We start from the raw sequence: 23,928 nt of genomic DNA on the forward strand, positions 1-23,928 counted from the left end.
GGCGTCGGGTTTGATCGTCAGGTCCTCGTGTCTGGCCGCTGCGGCGGTGATCAAGGGCATATGGTCGCTGTTGAAGATCATCTGGCGACCATTTCGCCTTGATCGCCGATCGTCATGGGTTGGGCGGAGGGGTGGCCCCGCACCATGCGCGGCGCCAGCGAAGGCCACCGAAGGCCTGCGCAGAGGCCCTCACCTCCGCCGCACCGAGCCCTCCACCACGTCGAGCACCTGCTCGAGGTGGTCGGACCGCAGGCCCATGGCCAGCTGGGACACCAGGCCCTCGAGTACCAGCTCCAGGTAGCGGGCCAGCACGGGCACGGGGACGTCATCGCGCAGGGTGCCGGCGGCGGCCTGGCGGGCGAGGCGCTGCTCGGTGGCGGCGGTGAGCGCCTCGGCGTGGGCGCGCCAGCGGGCCCGGAAGCCGGGGTCGGTGCGGCCGCGGCGGGCGACCTCGAGGAAGGAGCCGGTCCAGCCGGCGTCCAGGGGCTGTTGCGACGACAGCAGCTCGCGCATCACCTGGACGAGGCCCTGCGCGGCCACCACGTCGGCCATCCGCTCGGCGTCCTGCTCGGCGAGGGCGAAGAACAGCGCTTCCTTGTCGCGGAAGTGGTGGAAGATGGCTCCCCTCGACAGGCCCGTGGCCTGCTCGAGCCGCCGCACCGTTGCGCCTTCGTAGCCGTGGCGGGCGAAGCAGCTGCGGGCACCGTCGAGGATCTGCTGCCGCCGCGCCGCGAGATGGTCGGTACTGACCCTGGGCACCCGGACGACGATACCGCCATCTCCAGACGTACGTACGGCTTGGGAAAGCCGTCAGATTCTCGTCACCCGAAAATGTCAGGGCCCGAGGGTAGCGTCGCTGCCATGTCGGAGAAGGCCGCGATGATCACGATTCCCCAACAGGACTCGGGTCCGGAGGCGGATGCCCCGGACGCGGGGCCGTCGGTCCTGCGCGACTGCGCCGACGCGGAGACCCACGTCGGGTCCGTGTGCTTCAAGCACGGGCCCCCGCGGCTCTTCGGCGTCGAGCTCGAGTGGCTCCTGCACCGCCCGCCCGAGCCGCGGTCGGCCCCGGACGCCGCTGCGCTCGCCGCGGCACTCGGCCCGTACACCCCGTCCAGCCTCTCTCCGTCCTCACCCGCAGACCCGCTTCCCTCCGGTTCCACCGTCACGGTCGAACCCGGCGGCCAGATCGAACTGGCCAGCCCGCCGAGCCCTGACCTCGCCACCCTCCTGCATTCCGTCAGCGCCGACACGGCCACCCTCCACGGGCGCCTCGCCGCCGCAGGGCTTCATCCCACGCCCCGCGCCACCGACGCGATCCGCCCACCGCGCCGCATCCTGCAGCTGCCTCGCTACCAGGCGATGGAGGAGTCGTTCGACCGCCGCGGGCCGTTCGGCCGCAGCGCGATGTGTTCCACCGCGGCCGTCCAGGTCTGTCTCGACGCGGGGGAGGCCATCGACACCGGCGGCCGCTGGGCCGCGCTGCACGCCCTCGGCCCGGTGCTGCTGGCAGCGTTCGCCAACTCACCGACGCTGCACGGCAGGCGCACCGGCTGGAAGTCCTCCCGCTGGGCGTGCTGGCAGCGCGCCGACCCGGCCCGCACGGCGCCGCCGCCCGCCGCCGACGTCAGCGGGGCCGACCCCGCCGCTGCGTGGGCGCGCCGGGTGCTCGACACGCCGGTGCTGGCCGTGCGTAGACCGGGCCGGTGGACGGTGCCCAGCGGCGTCACGTTCGCCGACTGGGTGCGCGGCGCCCTTCCGGAGCCGCCCACCACGGCCGACCTCGACTACCACGTCACCACGCTGTTCCCGCCGGTCCGCCCGCACGGGCACCTCGAGGTGCGCTACATCGACGCCCAGCCGGGGCGGCGCTGGGCGTTGCCGGTCGCGGTGCTGGTGGCGCTGCTGTCCGACGCCACCACGATCGACCAGGTGCGCGCGGCCTGCGCACCCGCGGCCGGGCGCTGGACCTCCGGCGCCCGCCACGGCCTGTCCGACCGCGTGCTCGCCCGCGCTGCCGCGAGCGTCTTCGAGCTGGCGATCGGCCGGCTGCCCGCCGTCGGCGCCCCGCAGTGGGTGCTCGACGACCTCACCGCCATGCACGAGCTCCAGGTACTTCGCGGGCGATGTCCCGCCGACGATCCGGACGTCCCGGAGGGAACGCTGTCATGACCACCGACTCCGACACCGCACTCACCGCGGAGCAGCTGCGCACCCGTGTCGCCGACCTGCTCGCCGAGTCCCGGGCCCGCAGCACCGCCCTCACCGACGTCGTCGACGAGGCCGACCTCGTGGCCCAGCACTCGCCGCTGATGTCCCCGCTGGTCTGGGACCTCGCCCACGTCGGCAGCCAGGAAGAGCTGTGGCTCGTGCGCGACGTGGGCGGCCGCGAACCGCTTCGCCCGGAGATCGACGGGCTGTACGACGCGTTCCAGCACTCCCGTGCGAGCCGCATCGACCTGCCGCTGCTCACCCCCGCCGAGACGCGGACGTACGTCGCCGAGGTGCGCGACAAGGCCCTCGACGCGCTCGAGCGCAGCCCGCTTACGGGGCGCAGGCTCGTCGAGCACGGGTTCGCGTTCGGGATGATCGTGCAGCACGAGCAGCAGCACGACGAGACGATGCTCGCCACCCACCAGCTGCGCGCCGGGGCGCCCGTACTGCACGCGCCACCGCCACCGCCCGGGCGGCCGCCCGCGGTGCGCGAGGTGCTGGTGCCGGGTGGCCCCTTCACGATGGGCACGTCCACCGAGCCGTGGGCGCTGGACAACGAGCGACCCGCCCACGTCGTCGACGTGCCCGCCTTCGTGATCGACACCGCGGCGGTCACCAACGGCGAGTACGCCGCGTTCATCGAGGCGGGTGGCTACGACGACCCGCGGTGGTGGAGCGAGGAGGGCTGGGCGCACCGGGTCTCGGCCGGGCTGGTCGCGCCCCAGTTCTGGCAGCGCGACTCGTCGGGGACCTGGTTCCGCCGCCGGTTCGGGGTGGTGGAGCCGGTGTCCGCCGACGAGCCGGTCGTGCACGTCTGCTTCCACGAGGCCGATGCCTACGCGCGCTGGGTGGGCAAGCGGCTGCCCACCGAGGCGGAGTGGGAGAAAGCGGCCCGGTACGACCCGGCCACCGGCCGCTCGCGCCGCTACCCGTGGGGCGATGACGATCCCACGCCCGCCCACGCCAACCTCGGCCAGCGCCACCTGCGGCCCGCCGCGGCCGGCGCCCACCCGCTCGGGGCCTCCGCGCTGGGCGTCCAGCAGCTGATCGGCGACGTCTGGGAGTGGACGAGCTCCGGCTGGCACCCGTACCCGGGCTTCGAGGTGTTCCCGTACCCGGAGTACTCGCAGGTGTTCTTCGGCGGCGACTACCGGGTGCTGCGCGGCGGCTCCTTCGGCACGGCGCCCGCGGCGATCCGTGCCACGTTCCGCAACTGGGACCACCCGATCCGCAGGCAGATCTTCTCGGGCTTCCGGTGCGCCCGCGACGCCCGGCCCGAGGACGGGCCCGCCTAGTGTGCAGACACCTCGCATACGTCGGCCCGCCCGTCACACTGGCATCGCTGGTGCTGGAACCGCCCCACTCGTTGCTGCACCAGAGCTACGCACCCGCCGACATGCGGGGCGGGGGCACGATCAACGCCGACGGCTTCGGCGCGGGCTGGTACCCGGAGCCGGGAGGGCCGGCCGCGCGCTACCGCAGCATGCAGCCGATGTGGTCCGACGCCTCGTTCGCCGCGGTCGCGGCGGCCACCCGCTCGGGCGGGGTGCTGGCCGCTGCGCGGTCGGCCACGGTCGGCATGCCCGTTGTCGAGACCGCCGCGGCGCCGTTCGCGGAGGGGCCGTGGCTGTTCAGTCACAACGGCGTCATCCGCGGGTGGCCGCACTCGGTGGCCGCCCTCGCGGAAGCGCTGCCCGTCACCGACCTGCTCACCCTCGACGCGCCCACCGACGCCGCCCTGCTGTGGGCGCTGGTGCGCCACCGACTGCGGGCCGGCGCCGAGCCGGGCGACGCGCTGGCCGGCGTGGTCACCGATGTGGCCGCGGCGGCGCCGGAGTCCCGGCTCAACCTGCTGCTCACCGACGGCACCTGCATCTGGGCCACCGCCTGGTACCACGCGCTCTCCGTCCGCATCGACGAGCGGAGCGCGCTCGTCGTATCCGAACCCCTCGACATCGATCCGGGCTGGCGTCCGGTGCCCGACCGGCACCTCGTCACGGCCGTGCCCGGCTTCCACCGCTGCATCCCGCTGGCGGCGTCCCCTGCGCTGCCCACGATCCAGGGAGTTCGATGACCGCCCTGCTCGACATCCACCTCACCGGCGCCGACGCCGACGCCGCCCTGCGCGCCGACGCGCGGGCGGGTCTCACGGCCGCGCCGAAGTACCTGCCGCCCAAGTGGTTCTACGACGCGCGCGGCAGCGCCCTCTTCGAGCAGATCACCGAGCTGCCCGAGTACTTCCCCACGCGCACGGAGCGCGACTTGCTGGAGCGCACCGCCGACGCCATCGCGATCACCTCGGGCGCCGACACGATCGTCGAGCTCGGCTCCGGGTCGTCGGCGAAGACCCGCCTGCTGCTCGACGCGTTCGGGCGGGCGGAGTCGCTGCGCCGCTACGTGCCGCAGGACGTGAGCGAGGCCGCGTTGCGGGAGGCGATGGCGGCACTGGTGGCCGACTACCCCGGCCTGGAGCTGCACGGCGTGGTCGGCGACTTCACCGCACACCTCGACCGGCTGCCCCCGGAGGGCCACCGGATGGTCGCGTTCCTCGGCGGCACGATCGGCAACCTGCTCCCGCCGGAGAGGGCGGGGTTCCTGCGGGCGCTGCGTGCGGCGCTGCGGCCTGGCGAGCAATTCCTGCTCGGCACCGGGCTCGTCGTCGACCCGTCCCTGCTCGTGCCCGCGTACGACGACGCCGCGGGGGTCACCGCCGAGTTCAACCGCAACGTGCTCCACGTGCTCAACCGGGAGCTGGGCGCCGACTTCGACGTCGACGCGTTCGACCACAAGGCGGTGTGGAACGCCGAGAACGAGTGGATCGAGATGCGGCTCGTGGCACAGCGGGCGATGACGGTCACCCTGGCCGAGCTGGATCTCACCGTCGAGTTCGCGGCGGGGGAGGAGATGTGCACGGAGGTGTCGGCCAAGTTCCGGCTGCCCGGGGTGCGCGCGATGCTGGAGGCGGCCGGATTCATCGTGGTCGGGAGCTGGACCGATCGCGACGAGCGGATGGCGCTCACACTGGCTGCCGCCGTGTGAGGCCTGACGAGGCCATTTCACGAACGTCGAAGCTCTGCCGATGCCCCGGCTCCCACTCTCTGCTGCACCGCCACCGCCGGCAGCAGGGAGAACACGATGGGGCGCCTGGACACCACCGCCGAAGAGCGCATCACCGTGCGCGAGCTGCGATGCGACGAGGGTGACGTGCTGGATGCGCTCGTTGCTGGGCTTTCGCCGCGCAGTCGCTACCTCCGCTTCCACGCGCCGATCCCCGCGTTGAGCGCCGGCCTGCGTCGTGCGTTGCTGGACGTCGACGGCCGCGACCGCATCGCACTGGTGGCGGAGGGGGTGGACGGCAGCCCGGTCGGGATCGCGCGCGTGTCCCGCGGCCCCGAGCTCCGGGAGGAGGCGGAGATCGCCGTGTCGACGATCGACGCATGGCACCGCCGGGGCGTCGGGCGACTGCTCGTGGCCGCCGTCGCCGAGCGCGCACACGCCGTCGGGGTGCGGCGGTTGACCGCCATGGTGCTGCCGGAGAACCGTGCGGCGATCGCACTCTTCCGGTCCGCCTTCCCGGTCTGCCTCACGCGCCGGAGCGCCGATGCCGTCGTGCTGGTCGCCCTGCTCGGAGCCGGGATCGACGACTGGACGGTCACCACGGAGGACGTCTTCGCCGACCTCGCCGACATGGCGAGCTAGTGTCCCGAACCGGAAGTCCGGTGCATGAATCGGCGGATCCAGGTTTCCGCTGGGTGTGCCGGCGGGCCGGCCTCGTACCGGGCGTACTCGGCCGGTTCGCCGGTGCGCCCAGCGGGAAGCTGGGCCGTCGAGTTATGTGGTGGACTTCCGGTTCGGGACACTGGCCTTCGGATGGTCCGGCGCCGGCAAGCGGTGCAGGATCGGGTGGGTGAGTCCTGACTGGCGTTCCGAGGGGGTCCGGGTCATCCCCGGCGACGCCCTCGACACGAACACGCCGCAGACGCCCGGGATGCACCGGGCCGCGGCGATCACCGCGGCGCGGGCCGGCGCACAGAAGTTGTGGGCGGGCACCGTCACGATCCATCCGGGCGCCCGCACCGGCGCCCACCACCACGGTGAGCTGGAGAGCGTGATCTACGTGGTGCGCGGCCGGGCGCGGATGCGGTGGGGCGAGCGGCTGGAGTTCACCGCCGAGGCGGGTCCGGGCGGGTTCATCTACGTGCCGCCGTTCGTACCGCACCAGGAGATCAACGCCCTCGACGACGAGCCGCTCGAATGCGTGCTCACGCGCAGCGGACAGGAGCCGATCGTCGTCAACCTCGACATCGAGGGGGCCGCCGAGCCGGAGCACGTGCCGTGGGTCGACCCCACCCACCCGGCACCCTGACCGTCAGCCGAAGGCGGCCTGCCCGAGCAGTGCCAGCGCGCCGCCTGACGCGAGGGCGAGTACCGCCGGCCGGGTCCAGCCCCGGTCGAGGAGGCGCCGGGCCGGCCCGGACAGCGCGAAGCCGACGATCATGAACGGCACCATCAGCGCGGCCGCGCTCAGGGCGTCGCCGCTGAACTGGCCGCCGAGGAGCAAGCCGCCGAGCGAGAGCAGCGAACCCACCGCGAAGTAGGCCCCGAGCGTGGCGCGCACCCGGGCGCCGTGCGCGTCCTGGTAGAGCAGCGCGACCGGCGGCCCGCCGATCGCCGACGCGGTGCCGCCCGCCCCGGACACGACGCCTGCTACGAGCAGCGCGGGCACGGTCGGGCGGGGCCGCCAGCGCACCACCGACAGTGCGACGCAGGTCAGCACGGTGACGGCCACCGCCACCCCGAACCAGCGCGGCGGCAGCAGGGCCACCGCGGCCACGCCGAGCGCGATGCCCGGGAGGCGCCCGAGCAGCGCCCAGCCCACGCCGGGCCAGTCGGCGTGGCGGTATTCGCGGCGCAGCATGAGCATCGCGTGGGCCGTAGCGAGGAGGAGCATGGGCACGGGCACCAGGCGCGGGTCGATGATCGCCAGAAACGGGGCGGCGACGAGCGCGAGCCCGAACCCGACCGCACCCTGCACGAGCGCTCCGAGTGCCACGACGAGCCCTGCGAGCGCAATCGTCACGTCCCCGACGATAGTCCGTACATTAGGTCAATGATTCGTTGACGCCATCGAATCGGCAACGGATCGTTGACGCGGGCAGCGGGGGAGTGGCCGTTCCGACGAACGGCCCTTCCGTCGGATAGGTACCGACGGGAGGGCCGTTCGTCGGAACGGTGTGGCGGGACCTCAGGCGGTGCGGCGGAGACGGATCTCCAGGCTCAGGCCGTCGACGCGCACCTCGCAGGTGCCGAAGGCGCTCGCCGCGGCGGCGATGCGGAAGTGGTCGGCCGCGTAGGCGCGCCGGCGCAGGCCGGAGAGCGTGATCCACGTGAGCACCGCGTTGAGTCGGCCCAGTTCCATGCGGTCCACCTCGCGGCGGATGTCCTCAGGAGTGGCGTCGCGGTTCATGTCGCCGATCACCGCGGCGCCGCCCGGGCGCAGCACCCGGTGCATCTCGTCGAGCGCGGCGACCGGGCGCCCGAAGTTCTTGAACGCGGCCTGGCAGACGACCAGGTCGACCGAGGCGTCGGGCAGGGGGAGGTCGGCGGCGTCGGCGCGGAGGAACCGGGCCTCCACGCCGGCGCGGCGGGCCGCGTCGGTGGCGAGCTGGACGAAGGTGGCGCTCAGGTCGACGCCGGTGATGTCGAACCCGGGGCGGGCCATCTCGACGGCGAGGTAGCCGGGGCCGGGGGCGACCTCGAGGACGCGGGCGCCCTCCGGAAGGCCGGCCGTGAGCTGGGCGGCGTGTGCCCGCGCGGCGGCGAGCTGCGGTCCGGTGCCGCGGATGCGGGCGTACCAGCGGGCGATCGGGCCTTCCATGCCCAGCGCCTGTGGGCGGTACGGGCGGATGTCGGTCATGACTTCTCCGTTTTCTCGGGACGGGTACGTGCCCGAACGGCGGAGGAGCCCCGGCTATCCTGATCAGTGCCACCTCGTGGCCGGTGCCCATCCGCGGTTCGGTGCGGGGTACGGGGCCCCGGCGCGGTGTTGCCGCACCCGCCGGGGCCGATCTCTCAGTACGGCCTAGGTCGCGGCTCCTCCTTCCGCGTGCCACTCGCGCCATCGCTGCAGGTCGGGGAAGGTTTCGCGCGCGAGCTCGTCGAGCAGCGCGCGGGTGAACTCGGCGTCGGCCTCGCGGAGTGCGAGGTCGTACTCGGCCTCGACGAGGAACATCCGTGGGACCTCCCGCCGGTACTCGTCGAGGGCGGCGCGATGGGCGGAGTTCTCCTCGTCGAGGCGGGCCAGCCGTTGCCGCAGCAGTGAGGTGACCTCGTCCGGGTCGAGCGCGGCCCACACCGAGAGTCCGGCCTTGAACCGGGGAGGCTCCCGCTCGGGCACGGCGATCAGCTCGCGCACCCAGTCCTGCAGCTCGGCGCGGCCGGCGTCGGTGATCCGGTAGACGGTGCGCTCGGGACGCCCGCCGTGGCGGGCGCTCTCCACGACCTCGATGAATCCGTGGCGGTGGAGGTTGCGCACGACCGTGTACAGCGAGCCCCACTTGAGGACCATGTCCTGGTCCTTGCCCCGTTCGCGGATGACGGTGGCCATCTCGTACGGGTGCATGGGCCGCTCGACGACGGCCGCGAGCACGGCGAGGCCGAGCATGTTGCTCACCTTCCGAGCCAAACGCACCCCTCCTTACTCGTGCGCGAGTATACGCATGCGAGTACCTCGGAGAAACGACAACGCCCCCGCCCACGAGAGGGGCGGGGGCGTCGGGGACGGACGTGTCAGTTGCGCAGCATGCCGCGCAGCACGTACTGCATGATCCCGCCGTTGCGGTAGTAGTCCGCCTCGCCAGGGGTGTCGATTCGCACGGTTGCGTCGAACTCGGTCTTCTCGCCGGTCTCCTTGGTGGCCGTGACGTGGACGGTGCGGGGCGTCGAGCCCTCGTTGAGCGCCGTGACGCCGCTGATGTCGAACGTCTCGGTGCCGTCGAGGCCGAGCGACCTGGCCGACTCGCCCTGCGGGAACTGCAGTGGCAGCACGCCCATGCCGATCAGGTTGGAGCGGTGGATGCGCTCGTAGCTCTCCACGATCACGGCCTTGACGCCCAGCAGCGCGGTGCCCTTCGCCGCCCAGTCGCGCGACGAGCCGGAGCCGTACTCCTTGCCGCCGAGTACGACGAGGGGAGTGCTCTGTGCTGCGTAGTTCTGCGCGGCGTCGTAGATGAACGCCTGCGGCCCGCCGTCCTGCGTGAAGTCGCGGGTGTAGCCGCCCGAGACCCCGCCGTCGACGATCGCGTCGAGCAGCTGGTTGCGCAGCCGGATGTTGGCGAACGTGCCCCGGATCATCACCTCGTGGTTGCCGCGGCGGGAGCCGTAGGAGTTGAAGTCCCGCTTCTCCACACCGTGCCCGCGCAGGTACTGCCCGGCGGGCGTGTCCTCCTTGATGGAGCCGGCGGGGGAGATGTGGTCGGTGGTGACGGAGTCACCGAGCAGGGCGAGCACCCGGGCACCGGAGATGTCCTGCACCGGCGACGGCTCCGGCTGCATGCCCTCGAAGTACGGGGGCTTGCGGACGTAGGTGGACTCGGGATCCCACTCGAAGGTGTTGCCCTCCGGCGTGGGCAGCGAGCGCCACCGCTCGTCGCCTGCGAAGACGTCGGCGTAGTCCTTGGTGAACATCTCCTGGCTGATCGCGTTGTCGATCGTGGACTGCACGTCCTGCGGCGAGGGCCAGATGTCGCGCAGGAAGACGTCGTTGCCGTCGGTGTCCTGGCCGAGCGGCTGGTTCTCGAAGTCGAAGTCCATCGTGCCGGCCAGCGCGTACGCGATGACCAGCGGCGGCGACGCCAGGTAGTTCATCTTGACGTCGGGGTTGATGCGGCCCTCGAAGTTGCGGTTGCCCGAGAGCACCGACACGACCGTCAGGTCGGCCTCGTTGACCGCGGCGGAGATCTCGTCCGACAGCGGGCCGGAGTTGCCGATGCAGGTGGTGCAGCCGTAGCCGACGAGGTGGTAGCCGAGCTTCTCCAGGTACGGCCAGAGGCCGGCCTTCTCGTAGTAGTCGGTGACGACCTTCGAACCGGGAGCCATCGACGTCTTCACCCACGGCTTGACGCTGAGGCCCTTGTCGACGGCGTTCTTCGCCAGCAGGGCGGCGCCGAGCATCACCGACGGGTTGGACGTGTTGGTGCACGAGGTGATCGAGGCGATCACGACGGCGCCGTGATCGAGCACGAACTCGCCATGCGACTCGGACGTGACCTTCGTCGGCTTGGACGGGCGGCCCTCGCCGCCGTTCGCGGCGGAGAACACGACAGGCTCGGCGTCGTCGTCGACGAACCCGACGGCGGGCGCGTCGCTGGCCGGGAACGACTCGTCGCCCGCCTCGTCGACGTGGCCGCGCAGCAGCGGCTCGGCAGGCGGGTCGTCGGTGTAGTCGTGGATCGACTTGCGGAACGCGGACTTCGCGTCGGTCAGCTCGATGCGGTCCTGCGGGCGCTTCGGCCCCGCGATCGACGGGACCACCGTCGAGAGGTCCAGCTCCAGGGTCTCGGAGAACACCGGCTCGCGGGCCGGGTCGTGCCACAGGCCCTGCTCCTTGGCGTAGGCCTCGACGAGCGCGATCTGCGCGTCGGAACGGCCGGTGAGCGTGAGGTAGCGGATGGTCTCGTCGTCGATCGGGAAGATCGCCGCCGTGGAGCCGAACTCGGGGCTCATGTTGCCGATCGTGGCGCGGTTGGCCAGCGGGACGGCGCCGACACCCTCGCCGTAGAACTCGACGAACTTGCCGACCACGCCCTGGCGGCGCAGCATCTCGGTGATCGTCAGCACGACGTCGGTTGCGGTGGCGCCGGGCGGGATCTCGCCGGTGAGCTTGAAGCCCACGACCTTCGGGATGAGCATCGAGACGGGCTGGCCGAGCATGGCCGCCTCGGCCTCGATGCCGCCGACGCCCCAGCCGAGCACGCCGAGGCCGTTGACCATCGTGGTGTGCGAGTCGGTGCCCACCAGGGTGTCCGGGTACGCCTGCCCGCCCCGGGTCATCACCACGCGGGCCAGGTGCTCGATGTTGACCTGGTGCACGATGCCGGTGCCGGGGGGCACGACCTTGAACTCGCTGAACGCACCCTGGCCCCAGCGCAGGAACTGGTAGCGCTCCTTGTTGCGCTGGTACTCGAAGTCGACGTTGCGCTCGAAGGCGTCCGCGCGGCCGAAGATGTCGATGATCACCGAGTGGTCGATCACCAGCTCGGCGGGGGCGAGGGGGTTGACCTTCGCCGGGTCGCCGCCGAGCTCGGTGACGGCCTCGCGCATGGTGGCGAGGTCGACCACGCAGGGCACGCCGGTGAAGTCCTGCATCACCACGCGCGCGGGCGTGAACTGGATCTCGGTGTCCGGCTCGGCGGCGGGGTCCCAGCTGGCGAGGGCGCGGATGTGGTCGGCGGTGACGTTGGCGCCGTCCTCGGTGCGCAGGAGGTTCTCGAGCAGCACCTTGAGGCTGAACGGCAGGCGTTCGGCCCCCTCGACGGCCGACAGCCGGAAGATCTCGTGCTCCGACCCGCCGGCCTGGATGGTCCCTTTCGCTCCGAAGCTGTCGGTGCTCACGTGGTCTGTCCTCCTGGCGGTGGTGGGCGCTGGGATCGGGTTGCCCGGAGTCTCGCGCACCGACACGTCAGCGGCACGGCAGGCCCCGCACCTATAAACAGTACGCTTGTCCTGCTAGAAGGTCGAGGTCGCCCCCTCGTTCACCGATGTGGTGGAAGTTGGCCCCGTTACGGGTGTGGCGCCGGGTGCATCTGCGCCGGAAGTGGCACAGTTCGATCGCTCGCAGAGATCACGAATACGGCGATCATTCGTTCGGCGCTCTTACGGGGATGGAGGTCGGTCTCGTGCGGCTCGTGCGGTCTCGACGCACGCTCGTGCTGGCCCTGCTCGTGGTCGTGGGATTGCTGACCGGGACGGGCACGGCTCTCGCGCAGCCGGCGCCCCCGCCCAACCCCAGCGACGACGACCTGCAGCGCAGCCGCCAGGCCGTGGACGCCCGCGCGGGGGATGTCGCCCGCCTCACCGCGACGCTCGCGGAGCTGGACGCGAAGACCGACGATCTGCAGGCTGCCCTCGCGGCGCAGCGCGAGACCGCCGAGGCGGCGCTCGTCGACCTGCAGAACGCGCGGGACGCCGCCGCGGCGGCGAAGAGGCGGGCCGAGTCGGCGCGGATCGAGACGCAGGCGGCCACCGTCGCGATCGACCAGGCGCGGGCCCGGCTCGACGAGATCGTGTCCACCACCTACCTGCAGGGCCTGGATGCGGGGCCGCTCGGGCTGCTCACCGAGGCCACGAGCCCCGAGGACCTGCTCGCGCGCGCCGAGTACACCGACATGGTCGCGCGCACGCAGCTGCAGGCCCACGAGGGGCTGGAACGCGCACGTGTCGACAAGGCCAACGCCGACTCCGCCGCGCGGGCGGCCCTCGACGAGGCGAAGGAGGCCGAGGACGGCGCCGAGGCGGCCAAGGCGGTGGCCGACGACGCGGTCGCCGCCGCCCAGGCGGCCGCCCGGGCCCAGGCCGAGCAGCTGGCCCAGGTGGCGGCGCAGCGGGCGGGCGTGCAGCGGCAGCTCGACGCCGCGCAGTCGGCCGATGCGGGCCTGCGCACCCAGCGCCAGCGCTTCGACGACTGGCAGCGCCGGATGGCCGAGGAGCGTGCGTCGCGGGAGCGTGTCGAGCGCGATGCCGCGGCCGCGCGGGTGGCCGTCGAGGGCAGGGCGACGAGCCTGCGCGGTGGCGCCGCGGTACGGCGTGTGATCGACAGGGCGATGTCGCAGATCGGGGTGCAGTACGTGTGGGGTGGCGGCAACGGCCGCGGCCCGAGCACCGGCATCCCCGACGCGTTCGGCTCGCCGCTCAACCGGGTCGGTTTCGACTGCTCCGGCCTCATGCAGTACGCCTACAGCGGCGCCGGGGTCTCCCTGCCGCGGGTGAGCCGCAACCAGTTCCACGCGGGGGAGAAGGTGCCGGTCTCCTCCGTCCGGCCCGGCGACATGATCTTCTACCAGAACCAGGGCGCCCCGATCCACCACGTCGCGATGTTCATCGGCGACGGCAAGATGGTCGAGGCCCCGTACACCGGCGGGAACGTGCGCGTGGTCCCGATGCGGACGAGGGGCCTCCTGCCGCACGCCGCCCGGGTGCTGTGACAGGTGCTCTGACGGCACGCGTCAGCGGGCGGCGAGGCCGCGCGCGATCGCGCCGGTGACGGTGCCGATGTAGCGGGCGAGCTGGTGGCCGGTGGGGTCGTGGCCGGGGTTGACCTCCGTCAGGACGACGGCGGCGAGCGTCGGTGCCCCGCACAGGACGGCCAGCACCTCGCCTGCCGCGGCGAGGGAGATCCCGGTGCCGTAGTGGGGGTAGTTGGCGAGTGGGAGGTCGCGGGAGTCCACGGCGTCCACGTCGAAGTGGACGACAAGGCTCGACGCGTTCGGCTGCAGCGCGGTCAGCGCCGCCGTCGCGCAACCGGCCGGGTCGGCGCGGACCTGGTGGTCGGCGAACCGGACCAGGCCGGGACGGTCGTGCAACACCTCGGTCTTGAAGGTCTCGGGGTCGGTTTCGTCGTAGCCGATGAGGGCGAGCCGGTCGTCGGTGAGCATCGGCGGCCCCGCGCCCAGCCGGGCCAGCTCGGTGTCGGCGAGCCCGAGCAGGTGGGCGATCCCCATGGCGTCGAGCACGCCGCTCCCGGTGGTCTCCGGGGTCGCCAGGTCGGCGTCCCCGTCGAGGTAGAGCAGTCCGGCGGTGGGGTCCCGGCGCTGGGCGCCCGCGACGACGCCGAGGGTGATGGTGCAGTCGCCACCCAGAACCAGGGGTAACGCGCGCTGGGCGAGCGCGTCACCGACGGCGTCGGCCACGGCCCTTGCGACGCGGACCACCGCGTCCAGGTTGCGGGCGGTCGAGCCCATCTCGTCGGCGACGAAGACCTCGTGCAGGAGGTCGCCGCGGTCCTCGACGGCCACGCCCGCGGCCCTGAGCCGCTCGACGAAGCCGCCTGCCCGCAAGGCCGCGGGCGCCTGGTCCTGGCCGGCATGGTGAGTCCCTGCGCTGCTGGCCACTCCGATCACGGCCACCCGAGCACCCGTCATGACGGGATCCTCTCACCGTCAATGAGTCGTTGACGCCATCCGATGGTCCACCTTTCGGCGACCTCCGCTGCGAACGGCACCGGATCTTCCTATGTCAATGAATCATTGACGCCTTCGAATCGTCCATCTTTCATTGACCACCCGCCGCTAACGCGGCGTTCGTCAATGACGGCGGAAGCGCCGGTTCACCGGCGTCTCACGGCCGGCAGGGTGGGATGGGCGCGTGAGCGTGCAGGAGTCCGTCCCGAGCCCGGCGAGCGAAGGGGAGCGCCTCGAGCGCGTCGTCTTCGAGATCAAGCGTGTGATCGTCGGTCAGGACCGGTTGGTCGAGCGGATGCTCGTCGGCCTCCTGGCCCGCGGCCACCTCCTGCTGGAGGGGGTGCCGGGTGTCGCGAAGACCCTCGCGGTGGAGACGGTGGCGAAGGTGGTGGGCGGCAGCTTCTCGCGCCTGCAGTTCACCCCGGACCTCGTGCCGGCCGACATCCTCGGTACCCGCATCTACCGGCAGGGGCGCGAGGAGTTCGACGTCGAGCTCGGGCCCGTCGTCGCCAACTTCGTGCTCGCCGACGAGATCAACCGCGCGCCGGCGAAGGTGCAGTCGGCGATGCTCGAGGTGATGGCCGAGCGGCACCTGTCGATCGGCGGCCAGACGTTCCCGATGCCCGACCCGTTCCTGGTGCTCGCCACGCAGAACCCCATCGAGAACGAGGGCGTCTACCCGCTGCCGGAGGCCCAGCGCGATCGGTTCCTCTTCAAGATCATCGTCGAGTACCCGGGTGTGGAGGAGGAGCGGGAGATCGTCTACCGGATGGGCGCGGAGCCGCCCGTCGCGCAGCAGGTGATCGATCCCGTAGAGCTCACGCGGCTGCAGAAGGTGGCCACGCGGGTGTTCGTGCACCACGCGCTCGTCGACTACGTGGTGCGCCTCGTGGTCGCCACCCGCACGCCGGGGGAGCACGGGCTGTCCGACATCGCGAGCTGGGTGTCCTACGGCGCATCGCCGCGCGCCACGCTCGGCATCGTCGGCGCCGCTCGGGCGCTCGCGCTGGTCCGCGGCCGTGACTACGTGCTGCCGCAGGACGTGCTCGACGTGGCGCCCGACGTGCTGCGCCACCGGCTGGTGCTGTCCTACGACGCGGTGGCCGACCAGGTGCCGATGGACCACATCATCTCCCGGGTGCTCGCCACGGTGCCGCTGCCGCAGGTGAGCGCGCGGCCCCAGAGCGGCCCGGCGCCGTTCCCGGCGGGCAGCTCGGCGTGAGCCGTACGGACGTCCGCGAGAACGGCCCACCCGAAGGCGGCGGTGCGCCGCTGACGCCCCCCTCGTTCCGGGAGGGGCGGATGGAGGCCGCGCTGCGCACGCTGGAGCTCACCGTGCGCGGCCGGCTGGACGGGCTGCTGCAGGGCAACCACCTCGGGCTCGTGCCAGGGCCGGGCAGCGAGCCGGGGGAGTCGCGGCTCTACGTGCCGGGCGACGACGTGCGGCACATGGACTGGGCCGCGACGGCCCGCACCACCGCGCCGCACGTCCGCGAGACGATGGCCGACCGGGAGCTGGAGACCTGGGTCGTCGTGGACCTGTCCGCCAGCCTCGACTTCGGCACCACCACCTGCGAGAAACGCGACCTCGCGATCGCGGCCCTCGGCGCCGTCACCCACCTCACCCGGGGCGGGGGCAACCGGATCGGTGTGCTCGTCGCCACCGGGGAGAAGCTCGTGCGCATCCCGGCGCGCGGCGGCCTCGCCCACGCGCAGGGCATGCTGCGGCGCGTGGCGAGCACCCCGCGTGCGCCCGAGGGCACCCGCGGGGACCTCGCGGCGGCGATCGAGCAGCTGCGCCGCCCACCGCGAAGGCGCGGGCTCGCGGTCGTGATCTCCGACTTCCTCGGCGAGCCGGACTGGGAGCGTGCGCTGCGCGCACTGTCGGCGCGGCACGAGCTGCTCGCCGTCGAGGTCCTCGACCCGCGCGAGCTGGAGCTCCCCGACGTCGGCACGGTGGTGCTGGCCGATCCGGAGAGCGGCCGCCAGCGGGAGGTGACGATCACCCCGCTGCTGGCGCGCGAGTTCTCCGCGGCGGCGGCCGAGCACCGCGAGCAGGTCGCGGCCGCGCTGCGCCGGTGCGGGGCGGCGCACCTCATCCTGCGCACCGACTCGGACTGGATCGCCGACGTGGTTCGGTTCGTCCTCGCCCGCAAGCGCGCCTGGTCCGGAGGGCGGTAGATGTTCTCGCACCCCTGGTGGCTGCTGCTGCTGGCCGTGGTGGCGGCCTTGGTGGCCGGCTACGTGCTGCTGCTGCGCAGGCGCCGCCGCGACACGATCCGCTTCACCAACCTGGAGCTGCTCGACCGGGTGGCCCCGAAGCGGCCGGGCTGGTACCGGCACCTCCCGGCGGCGGCGCTCATCGTCGCGCTCACCGTGCTCACCATCGCGCTGGCCGGCCCGCAGGCGGAGGCGCGGGTGCCGCGCAACAGGGCCACGGTCGTGCTGGTGATCGACGTGTCGCTGTCGATGCAGGCCACCGACGTCGAGCCGAGCCGGTTGGCCGCGGCGCAGGTGGCCGCGAAGGCGTTCGCCGACCAGCTCACCCCCGGGATCAACCTCGGCCTCGTGTCGTTCGCGGGCACGGCGGCCGTCCTCGTGTCGCCCACGGTCGACCGGGATCCGATCAAACGGGCCGTCGACGGGCTGAAGCTGTCCGAGTCCACCGCCACCGGCGAGGCGATCTTCGCGGCGATCCAGTCGGTGGAGACGTTCTCGCAGGCCATCGCGGGCTCGGCGGAAGGGCCGCCGCCTGCACGGATCGTGCTGATGAGCGACGGCAAGCAGACCGTGCCCGGTGGTGTGATGCCCGAGGAGGAGCCGCGCGGGGCGTTCACCGCGGCGCGGGCGGCTGCGGAGGCGTCGATCCCCGTGTCCACGATCTCGTTCGGCACCGACTACGGCACGATCGAGATCAACCCGGGGGAGCGCACGCCCGTAGCCGTCGACGACGCGTCGATGCGCCAGATCGCCGACCTGTCCGGCGGCCAGTTCTTCACGGCGGCGAGCGAGGGCGAGCTGCGGCAGGTCTACGCCGACCTGTCCGACCAGATCGGCTACGAGGTCCGCCGGGTGGACGTCAGCAGGCCATGGCTCGCGGGCGGCGCCCTGCTCCTGGTGGTGGGCCTCGGTGCCGGCATCGCGCTGGGGCGCCGCCTGCCCTGACGGGCCCGCCGGATTCGGCTGTGGCACGCGGTGGAACATCCCCCGGGCGTCCGTGGTTGGATACACGAGGTCGTTCGGTTTCCGTGTTCGTGTCTTATGCACGCCGCAGGGATCTGACTCGGGGCCACGGGCTCGGCATCACAAGGACGCCGACCCGTAGCCACGAGCCCGGCCGGGCCCGCAATCAGCGGGCCGATCAACCTGCGAGGAGCAGAGCAGTGGCACAGGGAACTGTGAAGTGGTTCAACGGCGAGAAGGGCTTCGGCTTCATCGCCACCGACGGGGGCGGCGCTGACGTCTTCGTGCACTACTCCGAGATCGACGCTGGCGGATTCCGCAGCCTCGAAGAGGGGCAGCGCGTGGAGTTCGAGGTCGGCCAGGGCGCCAAGGGCCCGCAGGCCACCGGCGTGCGCGTCATCTGACGTAACCCGTTCGCACAGGAGCCCGCCCCCTTACCGGGGGCGGGCTCCTGTCGTTCCGGCGGGTTCGGAACACTAGGTTTCGGCGTTCAGCTGGCGGCGCAGGCCGCCGATCACCACGTCGAGGCCCTCGTCGAGTTCCTGGAGCCCGTCGTAGGCGGCCAGCTCGGCGGCGAGCGAGCGGATACGGGGGAACTCCCGCGCGGGGAGCCGGTGCAACCCGAGCCGCAGCAGATCGTCGGTCTCGTCCGGGTCGTGCATGCGTTCCTGCAGCTCGTTGAGCACGTGCCCCTGCAGGAATCCCATGTAGAGCCGGTAGGCGTGCAGCGCGCTACGTGGGTCGAAGCCTGCCCCGATGAGCAGTTCGAGCAGCTGCTCGAGCGGGCGCAACGTCCCGAGCGGGCGCAGCGCGAGGGGCGTGGCGAGCGGACGGGTCACCAGCAGCGGCACGACGTGGGGGTGCGCCCGCGCGATTTCCCGGAAGCTGCGTGCCGCGCGGCGCAGTACGTCTTCCCAGCCCGCGCCCTCTGCAGTGGGGATGTACAGCTCGCCGAGTACGAGCTCGACGACGCCGTCGAGCAGCGCGTCCTTGCTCGACGCGAACCGGTAGAGGCGCATCGGGTCGCGGTCGAGCGCTTTGCCGATCCGGCGCATGGACAGCGCGTCCACCCCGTCGGCGTCGATGAGGGCCAACGCCGTTTCGAGCACCTCGTGACGGGTCAGCGCGGGTCGCCGTCGGACGTGGCGTTGCGTGTCGGCCGTCATCTCACCCCTTGGCCCGTTGAGGAACTTGCCGCTACAGCGTAGCGTCTACACCGTAGCGCTACGGCGCTGCTTACCTGTGCCCCGATACTCGAGGAGAACCGCCGAACGTGACGACCACGACCGCCCAGGAGCGCCCGGCGCGCGACGGCGGCCCGAAACCCACCCTCGACGGACGTCGCCCACACGGCGAGAGCACCCTGGTGTACGTCTTCGTCGTCCTCCCGATGCTCGCGCTGCTGGTCGCGGTGCCTTTCGCTTGGGGGTGGGGCCTCAGCTGGCTGGACATCGGCCTTGCGATCGGCTTCTACCTCCTCTCCGGCTTCGGCGTCACGGTGGGGTTCCACCGGCACTTCACCCACCGCTCCTTCGCGGCCAACCGGGTGCTCCGCAACGCCCTCGCCATCGCGGGCAGCCTCGCGCTGCAGGGCGACGTCGTCACCTGGGTCGCCGACCACCGCCGCCACCACGCCTACTCCGACAAGGAGGGCGACCCGCACTCGCCGTGGCTGTTCGGCACGACGCCGGCCGCGCTCGCGCGGGGTTTCTGGCACTCCCACACCGGTTGGTTGTTCGGTCGCGACCGCACCAACGCCGCCCGGTTCGTCCCCGACCTGCTCGCCGACCGCGACATCGCCCGCATCGGCCGTCAGTTCGCGCTCTGGACGGTCGTCAGCCTGCTCGCCCCCGCCCTCATCGGCGGTCTCGTCACGATGTCGTGGTGGGGTGCGCTCACCGCATTCTTCTGGGCAGGGCTGGTGCGCGTCGGGGTGCTGCACCACGTCACCTGGTCGATCAACTCGATCTGCCACATGCTGGGCGAGCGCCCGTTCGCGAGCCGTGACAAGGCCGGCAACGTCTGGCCGCTCGCGATCCTGTCGATGGGCGAGTCGTGGCACAACCTGCACCACGCCGACCCGACCTGCGCCCGCCACGGCGTGCGGCGCGGCCAGATCGACATGTCCGCCCGGGTGATCTGGGCCTTCGAGAAGCTCGGCTGGGCCACGCAGGTCCGCTGGCCGACCGCGGCTCGCCTGACCCGCCTCGCCCGGCCCGCCTGATCGCGGACCGCGACTTCACAAGCAGGGAGACGCCCGTGCAGCTTCCCGAGGACGTCATCGAGTCGTTCGCCGCGCTCGACCGGGCCAGGCTCACGAGGATGGACGACGGCGCCCGCGCGGAGCAGCTCCATGCCCGGCAGGCGCTCCTGGAGTACCTCGAGGCGCTCTGGCAGGACGTGCGGCGGTCCGGCGAACATCCCGATGTGGGCGAGAAGTACCACGCGCTCGCGATCGTCCGGGAGATGACCCGCTCGCTGACCGCGGTCGCATTCGACGCGGTCTACGACCGCCAGACGCCGTGACCGGCGCCTTGAGCAGGCCCACCGAGTCCCAGGCCGCCGTGGACCCGGTCCGCGCCTACCTCCAACGCATCGGCAAGGTCGCCCTGCTGACGGCGGCGGAGGAGGTCGACCTCGCCAAGCGCATCGAGGTGGGGCTCTACGCCACCCGGCGGCTCGATCACCCCGACGGTGATCTCCCGAGCGCCACCGTCTCCCGCCGGGACCTGCAGTGGCTGGCCCGCGACGGCGACCGGGCCAGAACCAGGCTCCTCGAGGCGAACCTGCGCCTCGTGGTGTCGGTGGCCAAGCGCTACGCCGGCCGCGGCATGGCCTTCCTCGACCTCATCCAGGAGGGCAACATCGGCCTGATCCGCGCGGTCGAGAAGTTCGACTACGCCAAGGGCTACAAGTTCTCCACCTACGCCACCTGGTGGATCCGCCAGGCGATCAGCCGGGCCATGGCCGACAAGCGCCGCACCATCCGCCTCCCGGCACACGTCGCCGAGGCCGTGACGAAGCTCGAGCGGCGCAGGCGCGAGCTGCTCGTCCAGCTCGGGCGCGAGCCCACCGCCGCCGACCTGGCCACCGACCTGGCGATGACGGCGGAGCAGGTCGTGGAGTTGCAGCGGCTCGCGCGGGAACCGGTCTCCCTCGACGACACCGTCGGTGCCGACGGAAGCGCCTCGATCGGCGACCTGATCGAGGACACCGCCGCGGTCGTCGCAGCGGACGCTGCGATCGCGGTGCTGCTCGAGGACGAGATCAGGGCCGTCCTCGCGACGCTGACCGATCGGGAGGCGAACATCGTCCGCCTCCGGTTCGGCCTCACGGGCGGGCGACCCCACACCCTCGACGAGATCAGCCGGGTCCACGGCGTCACCCGCGAGCGGATCAGGCAGATCGAAGCCAGGACGATGACGAAGCTGCGCCATCCGTCCCGGGCCCGCGTCCTGCGCGACTACCTCGGCTGACCGAGGCATCGCCGCGGGCCGCGGCCCGATCGGTTAACGCCGGGACGCCGACGAGCGAGACAGTGGCATCCGAGCGGTGCTCGGGTCGGCCTCGAGTTGCAGGCCGGAGCCGATGCCATCGACGTCATCCTCTCGATCCACGGTGTGGTGCAGGGCCGAAGGCGCCCCTGCCGGGACAGCGTTGTTCACACGTCGCCGTCCCCCGCAGTTCCCGCCGCCCGGGATTCGGAGGTCACCTCGATGACCCCTCTGACCATCACACCCGCCGACACCGCGCCTGCCGACACCGCGCCTGCCGAGACCCCGCCCACGCCGCGCCTCACGTCGATCGTCAAGGCCTACGACGTGCGTGGAATCGTCGGCGAGCAGCTGACGTCCGCCGTCGCCGAGGCCATCGGCTGGGCCTTCGGCCGCTTCGTCTACGACGAGGCGGACGACCCGGCCGAGCCGCGTAGCTCGGCGGTCGTGATCGGGTACGACATGCGTGACTCGTCGCCGGTACTGGCCGCCGCGTTCGCGGAGGGGGTGACCGCAGCGGGACTGGACGTGGTGATGCTCGGGCTCGCCTCGACCGACATGGTGTACTTCGCCTCCGGCACCCTCGACCTGCCCGGTGCCATGTTCACCGCGTCGCACAACCCGGCCCGGTACAACGGGATCAAGCTGTGCATGGCGGGCGCGGCGCCGCTCAGCCTGGACACCGGCCTGGCCCGGGTGCGGGACGTCGCCCAGGCGGTCCTCGACGGCGTCGTGCACCGTCCGATCCTCCCGTCCGGTGTCGTCACCGAGCGGAACCTGCTGGCCGACTACGCGGACTACCTCAACGAGCTGGTGGACCTGTCGTGGATCCGCCCGTTGCACGTCGTCGTGGATGCCGGCAACGGGATGGCCGGCTACACCGTCCCCGCCGTCCTGGACCACCCGCGGCTGCAGGTCAGCGGCATGTACTTCGAGCTCGACGGCACCTTCCCGAACCACGAGGCCAACCCGCTCGAGCCCGCGAACCTCGTCGACGTCCAGGGGGCCGTGCGCCGCGTTGGCGCCGACGTCGGCCTCGCCTTCGACGGCGACGCCGACCGATGCTTCGTGATCGACGAGCTCGGCAGGCCGGTGTCGCCGAGCGCGATCACCGCACTGGTGGCGTCGCGCGAGCTGGCGCGCTCTCCCGGCTCGACCGTCCTCTACAACACCATCTCCTCACGGGCCGTGCCGGAGATCATCGCCGAGTCCGGTGGCCGAGCCGTCCGGACGCGGGTCGGGCATTCCTTCATCAAGGCGGAGATGGCGGCGACCGGGGCGGTGTTCGGGGGCGAACATTCCGCGCACTACTACTTCGCGGACTTCTTCAACGCCGACACCGGCATGCTCGCGGCCCTGCACGTGCTGGCGGCGCTGGGAGGGCAGGAGCGACCCCTGTCCGAGCTGGTGGCCGAGTTCGAGCGGTACAGCCGCTCCGGAGAGATCAACACGCCGGTGGCCGACGCCCTCGCCGTGCTCGGGCGGATTCGCGGGTGGGCCCGGGAGCGCGGGGCGGAGGTCGACGAGCTCGACGGCGTGGAGGTGCGCCTGCCCGACGGGCAGTGGTTCAACGTCCGGGCGAGCAACACCGAACCCCTGCTGCGGCTGAACGTCGAGGCGCCGACGAGCCAGGCCATGGGTGGGCTGCGCGACGAGATCCTCGCCCTGATCCGGAGCTGAGCCGTGGACGTGATGATCCTCGGCTGTGCGGACGATCGGGCGGACGATCGGGCGGACGGTGGGCCGCCCGCCGAGGCGATCGCCCTCGACCCCGTGGCCGCCCTCGGCGCCGACGTGGCCGCCGAGTTCGGCCCCCGGCTGCCGTTCCTGCTGAAGCTGGTGGCGGACGCGCCGCTGTCCCTGCGGGTTCACCCCTCAGCTCGGCAGGCGCGCGCAGGCTTCGCGCGTGAGGAAGCGAGCGTGGTGCCGATCGACCCCGGCAGCCGCAGCTACCGGGACCCGTACGCCAAGCCGGTGCTCGTCTGCGCACTCACCGAGTTCCACGCGCTGTGCGGGTTCCGGGACGCCACCGGCACGCTCGCGCTCTTCGACGGTCTCGACGTCCCCGCGCTGCGTCCGTGTCGGGGGCTGCTCGCCGCGCACCCCACGCGGGCCGGCATGCGGCTGCTCTTCTCGGCGATCATGCAGATGCCCGACGAGCGCCGCGTCGCGCTGCTGGAGGCGCTCCTGGTGGCCTGTGCCGCCCGCCTGGAGGTCCCCGAGTACCGCACGGCCGTGGAGCTGCACGAGCGCTATCCCGGCGACCGGGGCGTGCTGGCGTCGCTGCTGCTCAACCGGGTCGCGCTGGCGCCGGGTGATGCGCTGTTCGTGCCGCCCGGGACCCTCCACGCCTACGTGGCGGGCGTCGGTGTCGAGGTCGCGGGCAGCTCCGGCAACGTCCTGCGCTGCGGCCTGACACGTGAGCACGTCGACATCGCGGAGCTGGTGTCGGTCGTCGACTTCTCGACGGGACCGGTGAACGTCGTGCGGGGCCGCCCCGTCGAGAGAGGCGAGCTCGCCTACCCGGCGCCCGCGGGGGAGTTCCGGCTGTCGCGGATCGACCTGGGAGCCGAACGCGTCCTGCGGCACAGCGGCCCGCAGGTGCTGCTCGTCGTGGCCGGCGAGGTCACCGCCGTCGACGCGGCCGGGGTGACGCGGCGGGCCAGGCGCGGTCAGTCGCTCTGGGTGCCCGCGGGCGCAGGGCCGGTGCGGTTGTGCACCGCGGGCGGAGCGCCGAGCACCGCCTTTCGCGCCACCGACGGGCTCGCCGGCCAGTGGCGCCTGCCCGGCGGGCGCTACGCGGGCGCGGCACCCGCCGCGCGATCCGCAACCTGACCACCAGTCCGATCCCTAGCAGTCCG

The 23,928-nt window shown here is 72.4% G+C and carries 22 protein-coding genes; 15 read left to right on the top strand and 7 right to left on the bottom strand.

Annotated elements, in window-relative coordinates:
- Positions 1-189 precede the first annotated feature (189 nt).
- Entirely contained in the window at positions 190-759 is a 570-nt protein-coding gene (locus K1T35_RS23275; protein WP_220262210.1) for a TetR/AcrR family transcriptional regulator, read from the bottom strand.
- 102 nt (positions 760-861) lie between these two features.
- Between K1T35_RS23275 and egtA the strand changes: the two genes are divergently transcribed.
- The 6 genes from egtA to K1T35_RS23305 all read left to right on the top strand — a co-directional run bounded on the left by egtA (position 862) and on the right by K1T35_RS23305 (position 6,580).
- On the top strand, positions 862-2,172 hold the full coding sequence (gene egtA, locus K1T35_RS23280; RefSeq protein ID WP_255622495.1) for an ergothioneine biosynthesis glutamate--cysteine ligase EgtA: 1,311 nt from the start codon (positions 862-864) through the stop codon (positions 2,170-2,172).
- Entirely contained in the window at positions 2,169-3,509 is a 1,341-nt protein-coding gene (gene egtB, locus K1T35_RS23285; protein WP_220262211.1) for an ergothioneine biosynthesis protein EgtB, read from the top strand. The genes egtA and egtB overlap by 4 nt, the downstream gene beginning before the upstream one ends.
- A complete protein-coding gene (gene egtC / locus K1T35_RS23290) occupies positions 3,509-4,288 on the top strand; it encodes an ergothioneine biosynthesis protein EgtC (protein WP_220262212.1) in 780 nt (259 codons plus the stop codon). Before egtB ends, egtC begins: the two co-directional genes overlap by 1 nt.
- Complete coding sequence (egtD, locus tag K1T35_RS23295; protein ID WP_220262213.1) at positions 4,285-5,253, top strand: L-histidine N(alpha)-methyltransferase; 969 nt, start codon at positions 4,285-4,287, stop codon at positions 5,251-5,253. The genes egtC and egtD overlap by 4 nt, the downstream gene beginning before the upstream one ends.
- 96 nt (positions 5,254-5,349) lie before the next feature.
- Positions 5,350-5,913 (top strand): GNAT family N-acetyltransferase, encoded by a 564-nt coding sequence (locus K1T35_RS23300; protein ID WP_220262214.1) that lies wholly within the window; start codon positions 5,350-5,352, stop codon positions 5,911-5,913.
- Positions 5,914-6,121: 208 nt separating this feature from the next.
- On the top strand, positions 6,122-6,580 hold the full coding sequence (locus tag K1T35_RS23305; RefSeq protein ID WP_255622497.1) for a cupin domain-containing protein: 459 nt from the start codon (positions 6,122-6,124) through the stop codon (positions 6,578-6,580).
- Positions 6,581-6,583: 3 nt separating this feature from the next.
- Here the strand turns inward: K1T35_RS23305 and K1T35_RS23310 are convergent, their stop codons facing one another.
- The 4 genes from K1T35_RS23310 to K1T35_RS23325 form a co-directional block, all read right to left on the bottom strand.
- Positions 6,584-7,294 (bottom strand): sulfite exporter TauE/SafE family protein, encoded by a 711-nt coding sequence (locus tag K1T35_RS23310; RefSeq protein WP_220262215.1) that lies wholly within the window; start codon positions 7,292-7,294, stop codon positions 6,584-6,586.
- A 165-nt stretch (positions 7,295-7,459) separates the two neighbouring features.
- Positions 7,460-8,131, bottom strand: a complete 672-nt coding sequence (locus K1T35_RS23315) for a class I SAM-dependent methyltransferase (protein WP_220262216.1) — start codon at positions 8,129-8,131, stop codon at positions 7,460-7,462.
- Positions 8,132-8,296: 165 nt separating this feature from the next.
- Entirely contained in the window at positions 8,297-8,878 is a 582-nt protein-coding gene (locus K1T35_RS23320; protein ID WP_220262788.1) for a PadR family transcriptional regulator, read from the bottom strand.
- A gap of 125 nt (positions 8,879-9,003) precedes the next feature.
- Positions 9,004-11,826, bottom strand: a complete 2,823-nt coding sequence (locus K1T35_RS23325; RefSeq protein ID WP_220262217.1) for an aconitate hydratase — start codon at positions 11,824-11,826, stop codon at positions 9,004-9,006.
- Between the two features lie 269 nt (positions 11,827-12,095).
- Between K1T35_RS23325 and K1T35_RS23330 the strand changes: the two genes are divergently transcribed.
- Positions 12,096-13,415, top strand: coding sequence for an NlpC/P60 family protein (locus K1T35_RS23330; protein WP_220262218.1), 1,320 nt, complete (start codon positions 12,096-12,098; stop codon positions 13,413-13,415).
- A 21-nt stretch (positions 13,416-13,436) separates the two neighbouring features.
- On the opposite strand, the gene K1T35_RS23335 is transcribed toward K1T35_RS23330, so the two are convergent.
- Complete coding sequence (locus K1T35_RS23335) at positions 13,437-14,351, bottom strand: arginase family protein (protein WP_220262219.1); 915 nt, start codon at positions 14,349-14,351, stop codon at positions 13,437-13,439.
- A gap of 223 nt (positions 14,352-14,574) precedes the next feature.
- Between K1T35_RS23335 and K1T35_RS23340 the strand changes: the two genes are divergently transcribed.
- The 4 genes from K1T35_RS23340 (at position 14,575) to K1T35_RS23355 (ending at position 17,977) form a co-directional block, all read left to right on the top strand.
- Positions 14,575-15,612 (top strand): MoxR family ATPase, encoded by a 1,038-nt coding sequence (locus K1T35_RS23340; protein WP_220262220.1) that lies wholly within the window; start codon positions 14,575-14,577, stop codon positions 15,610-15,612.
- Positions 15,613-15,692: 80 nt separating this feature from the next.
- Positions 15,693-16,571, top strand: coding sequence for a DUF58 domain-containing protein (locus tag K1T35_RS23345; protein ID WP_220262789.1), 879 nt, complete (start codon positions 15,693-15,695; stop codon positions 16,569-16,571).
- Positions 16,572-17,555 (top strand): VWA domain-containing protein, encoded by a 984-nt coding sequence (locus K1T35_RS23350; RefSeq protein ID WP_220262221.1) that lies wholly within the window; start codon positions 16,572-16,574, stop codon positions 17,553-17,555.
- Positions 17,556-17,773: 218 nt separating this feature from the next.
- Positions 17,774-17,977: a cold-shock protein gene (locus K1T35_RS23355; RefSeq protein ID WP_220262222.1), complete on the top strand. Its 204-nt coding sequence runs from the start codon at positions 17,774-17,776 to the stop codon at positions 17,975-17,977.
- Between the two features lie 72 nt (positions 17,978-18,049).
- Here K1T35_RS23355 and K1T35_RS23360 read toward each other — a convergent pair whose 3' ends face one another.
- Positions 18,050-18,739 carry a TetR/AcrR family transcriptional regulator C-terminal domain-containing protein gene (locus K1T35_RS23360; protein ID WP_220262223.1) on the bottom strand — a complete coding sequence of 230 codons (690 nt, stop codon included), beginning with the start codon at positions 18,737-18,739 and terminating at the stop codon, positions 18,050-18,052.
- A 107-nt stretch (positions 18,740-18,846) separates the two neighbouring features.
- Between K1T35_RS23360 and K1T35_RS23365 the strand changes: the two genes are divergently transcribed.
- The 4 genes from K1T35_RS23365 (at position 18,847) to manA (ending at position 23,902) form a co-directional block, all read left to right on the top strand.
- On the top strand, positions 18,847-19,797 hold the full coding sequence (locus K1T35_RS23365; RefSeq protein WP_255622498.1) for an acyl-CoA desaturase: 951 nt from the start codon (positions 18,847-18,849) through the stop codon (positions 19,795-19,797).
- A 166-nt stretch (positions 19,798-19,963) separates the two neighbouring features.
- Entirely contained in the window at positions 19,964-21,049 is a 1,086-nt protein-coding gene (locus K1T35_RS23375; RefSeq protein ID WP_370645518.1) for an RNA polymerase sigma factor, read from the top strand.
- A 240-nt stretch (positions 21,050-21,289) separates the two neighbouring features.
- Entirely contained in the window at positions 21,290-22,747 is a 1,458-nt protein-coding gene (locus K1T35_RS23380; protein ID WP_220262226.1) for a phosphomannomutase/phosphoglucomutase, read from the top strand.
- 12 nt (positions 22,748-22,759) lie between these two features.
- On the top strand, positions 22,760-23,902 hold the full coding sequence (gene manA, locus K1T35_RS23385) for a mannose-6-phosphate isomerase, class I (RefSeq protein ID WP_255622645.1): 1,143 nt from the start codon (positions 22,760-22,762) through the stop codon (positions 23,900-23,902).
- Positions 23,903-23,928 lie beyond the last annotated feature (26 nt).

The organism is Pseudonocardia sp. DSM 110487, from assembly GCF_019468565.1.
Taxonomy (GTDB): Bacteria; Actinomycetota; Actinomycetes; order Mycobacteriales; family Pseudonocardiaceae; genus Pseudonocardia.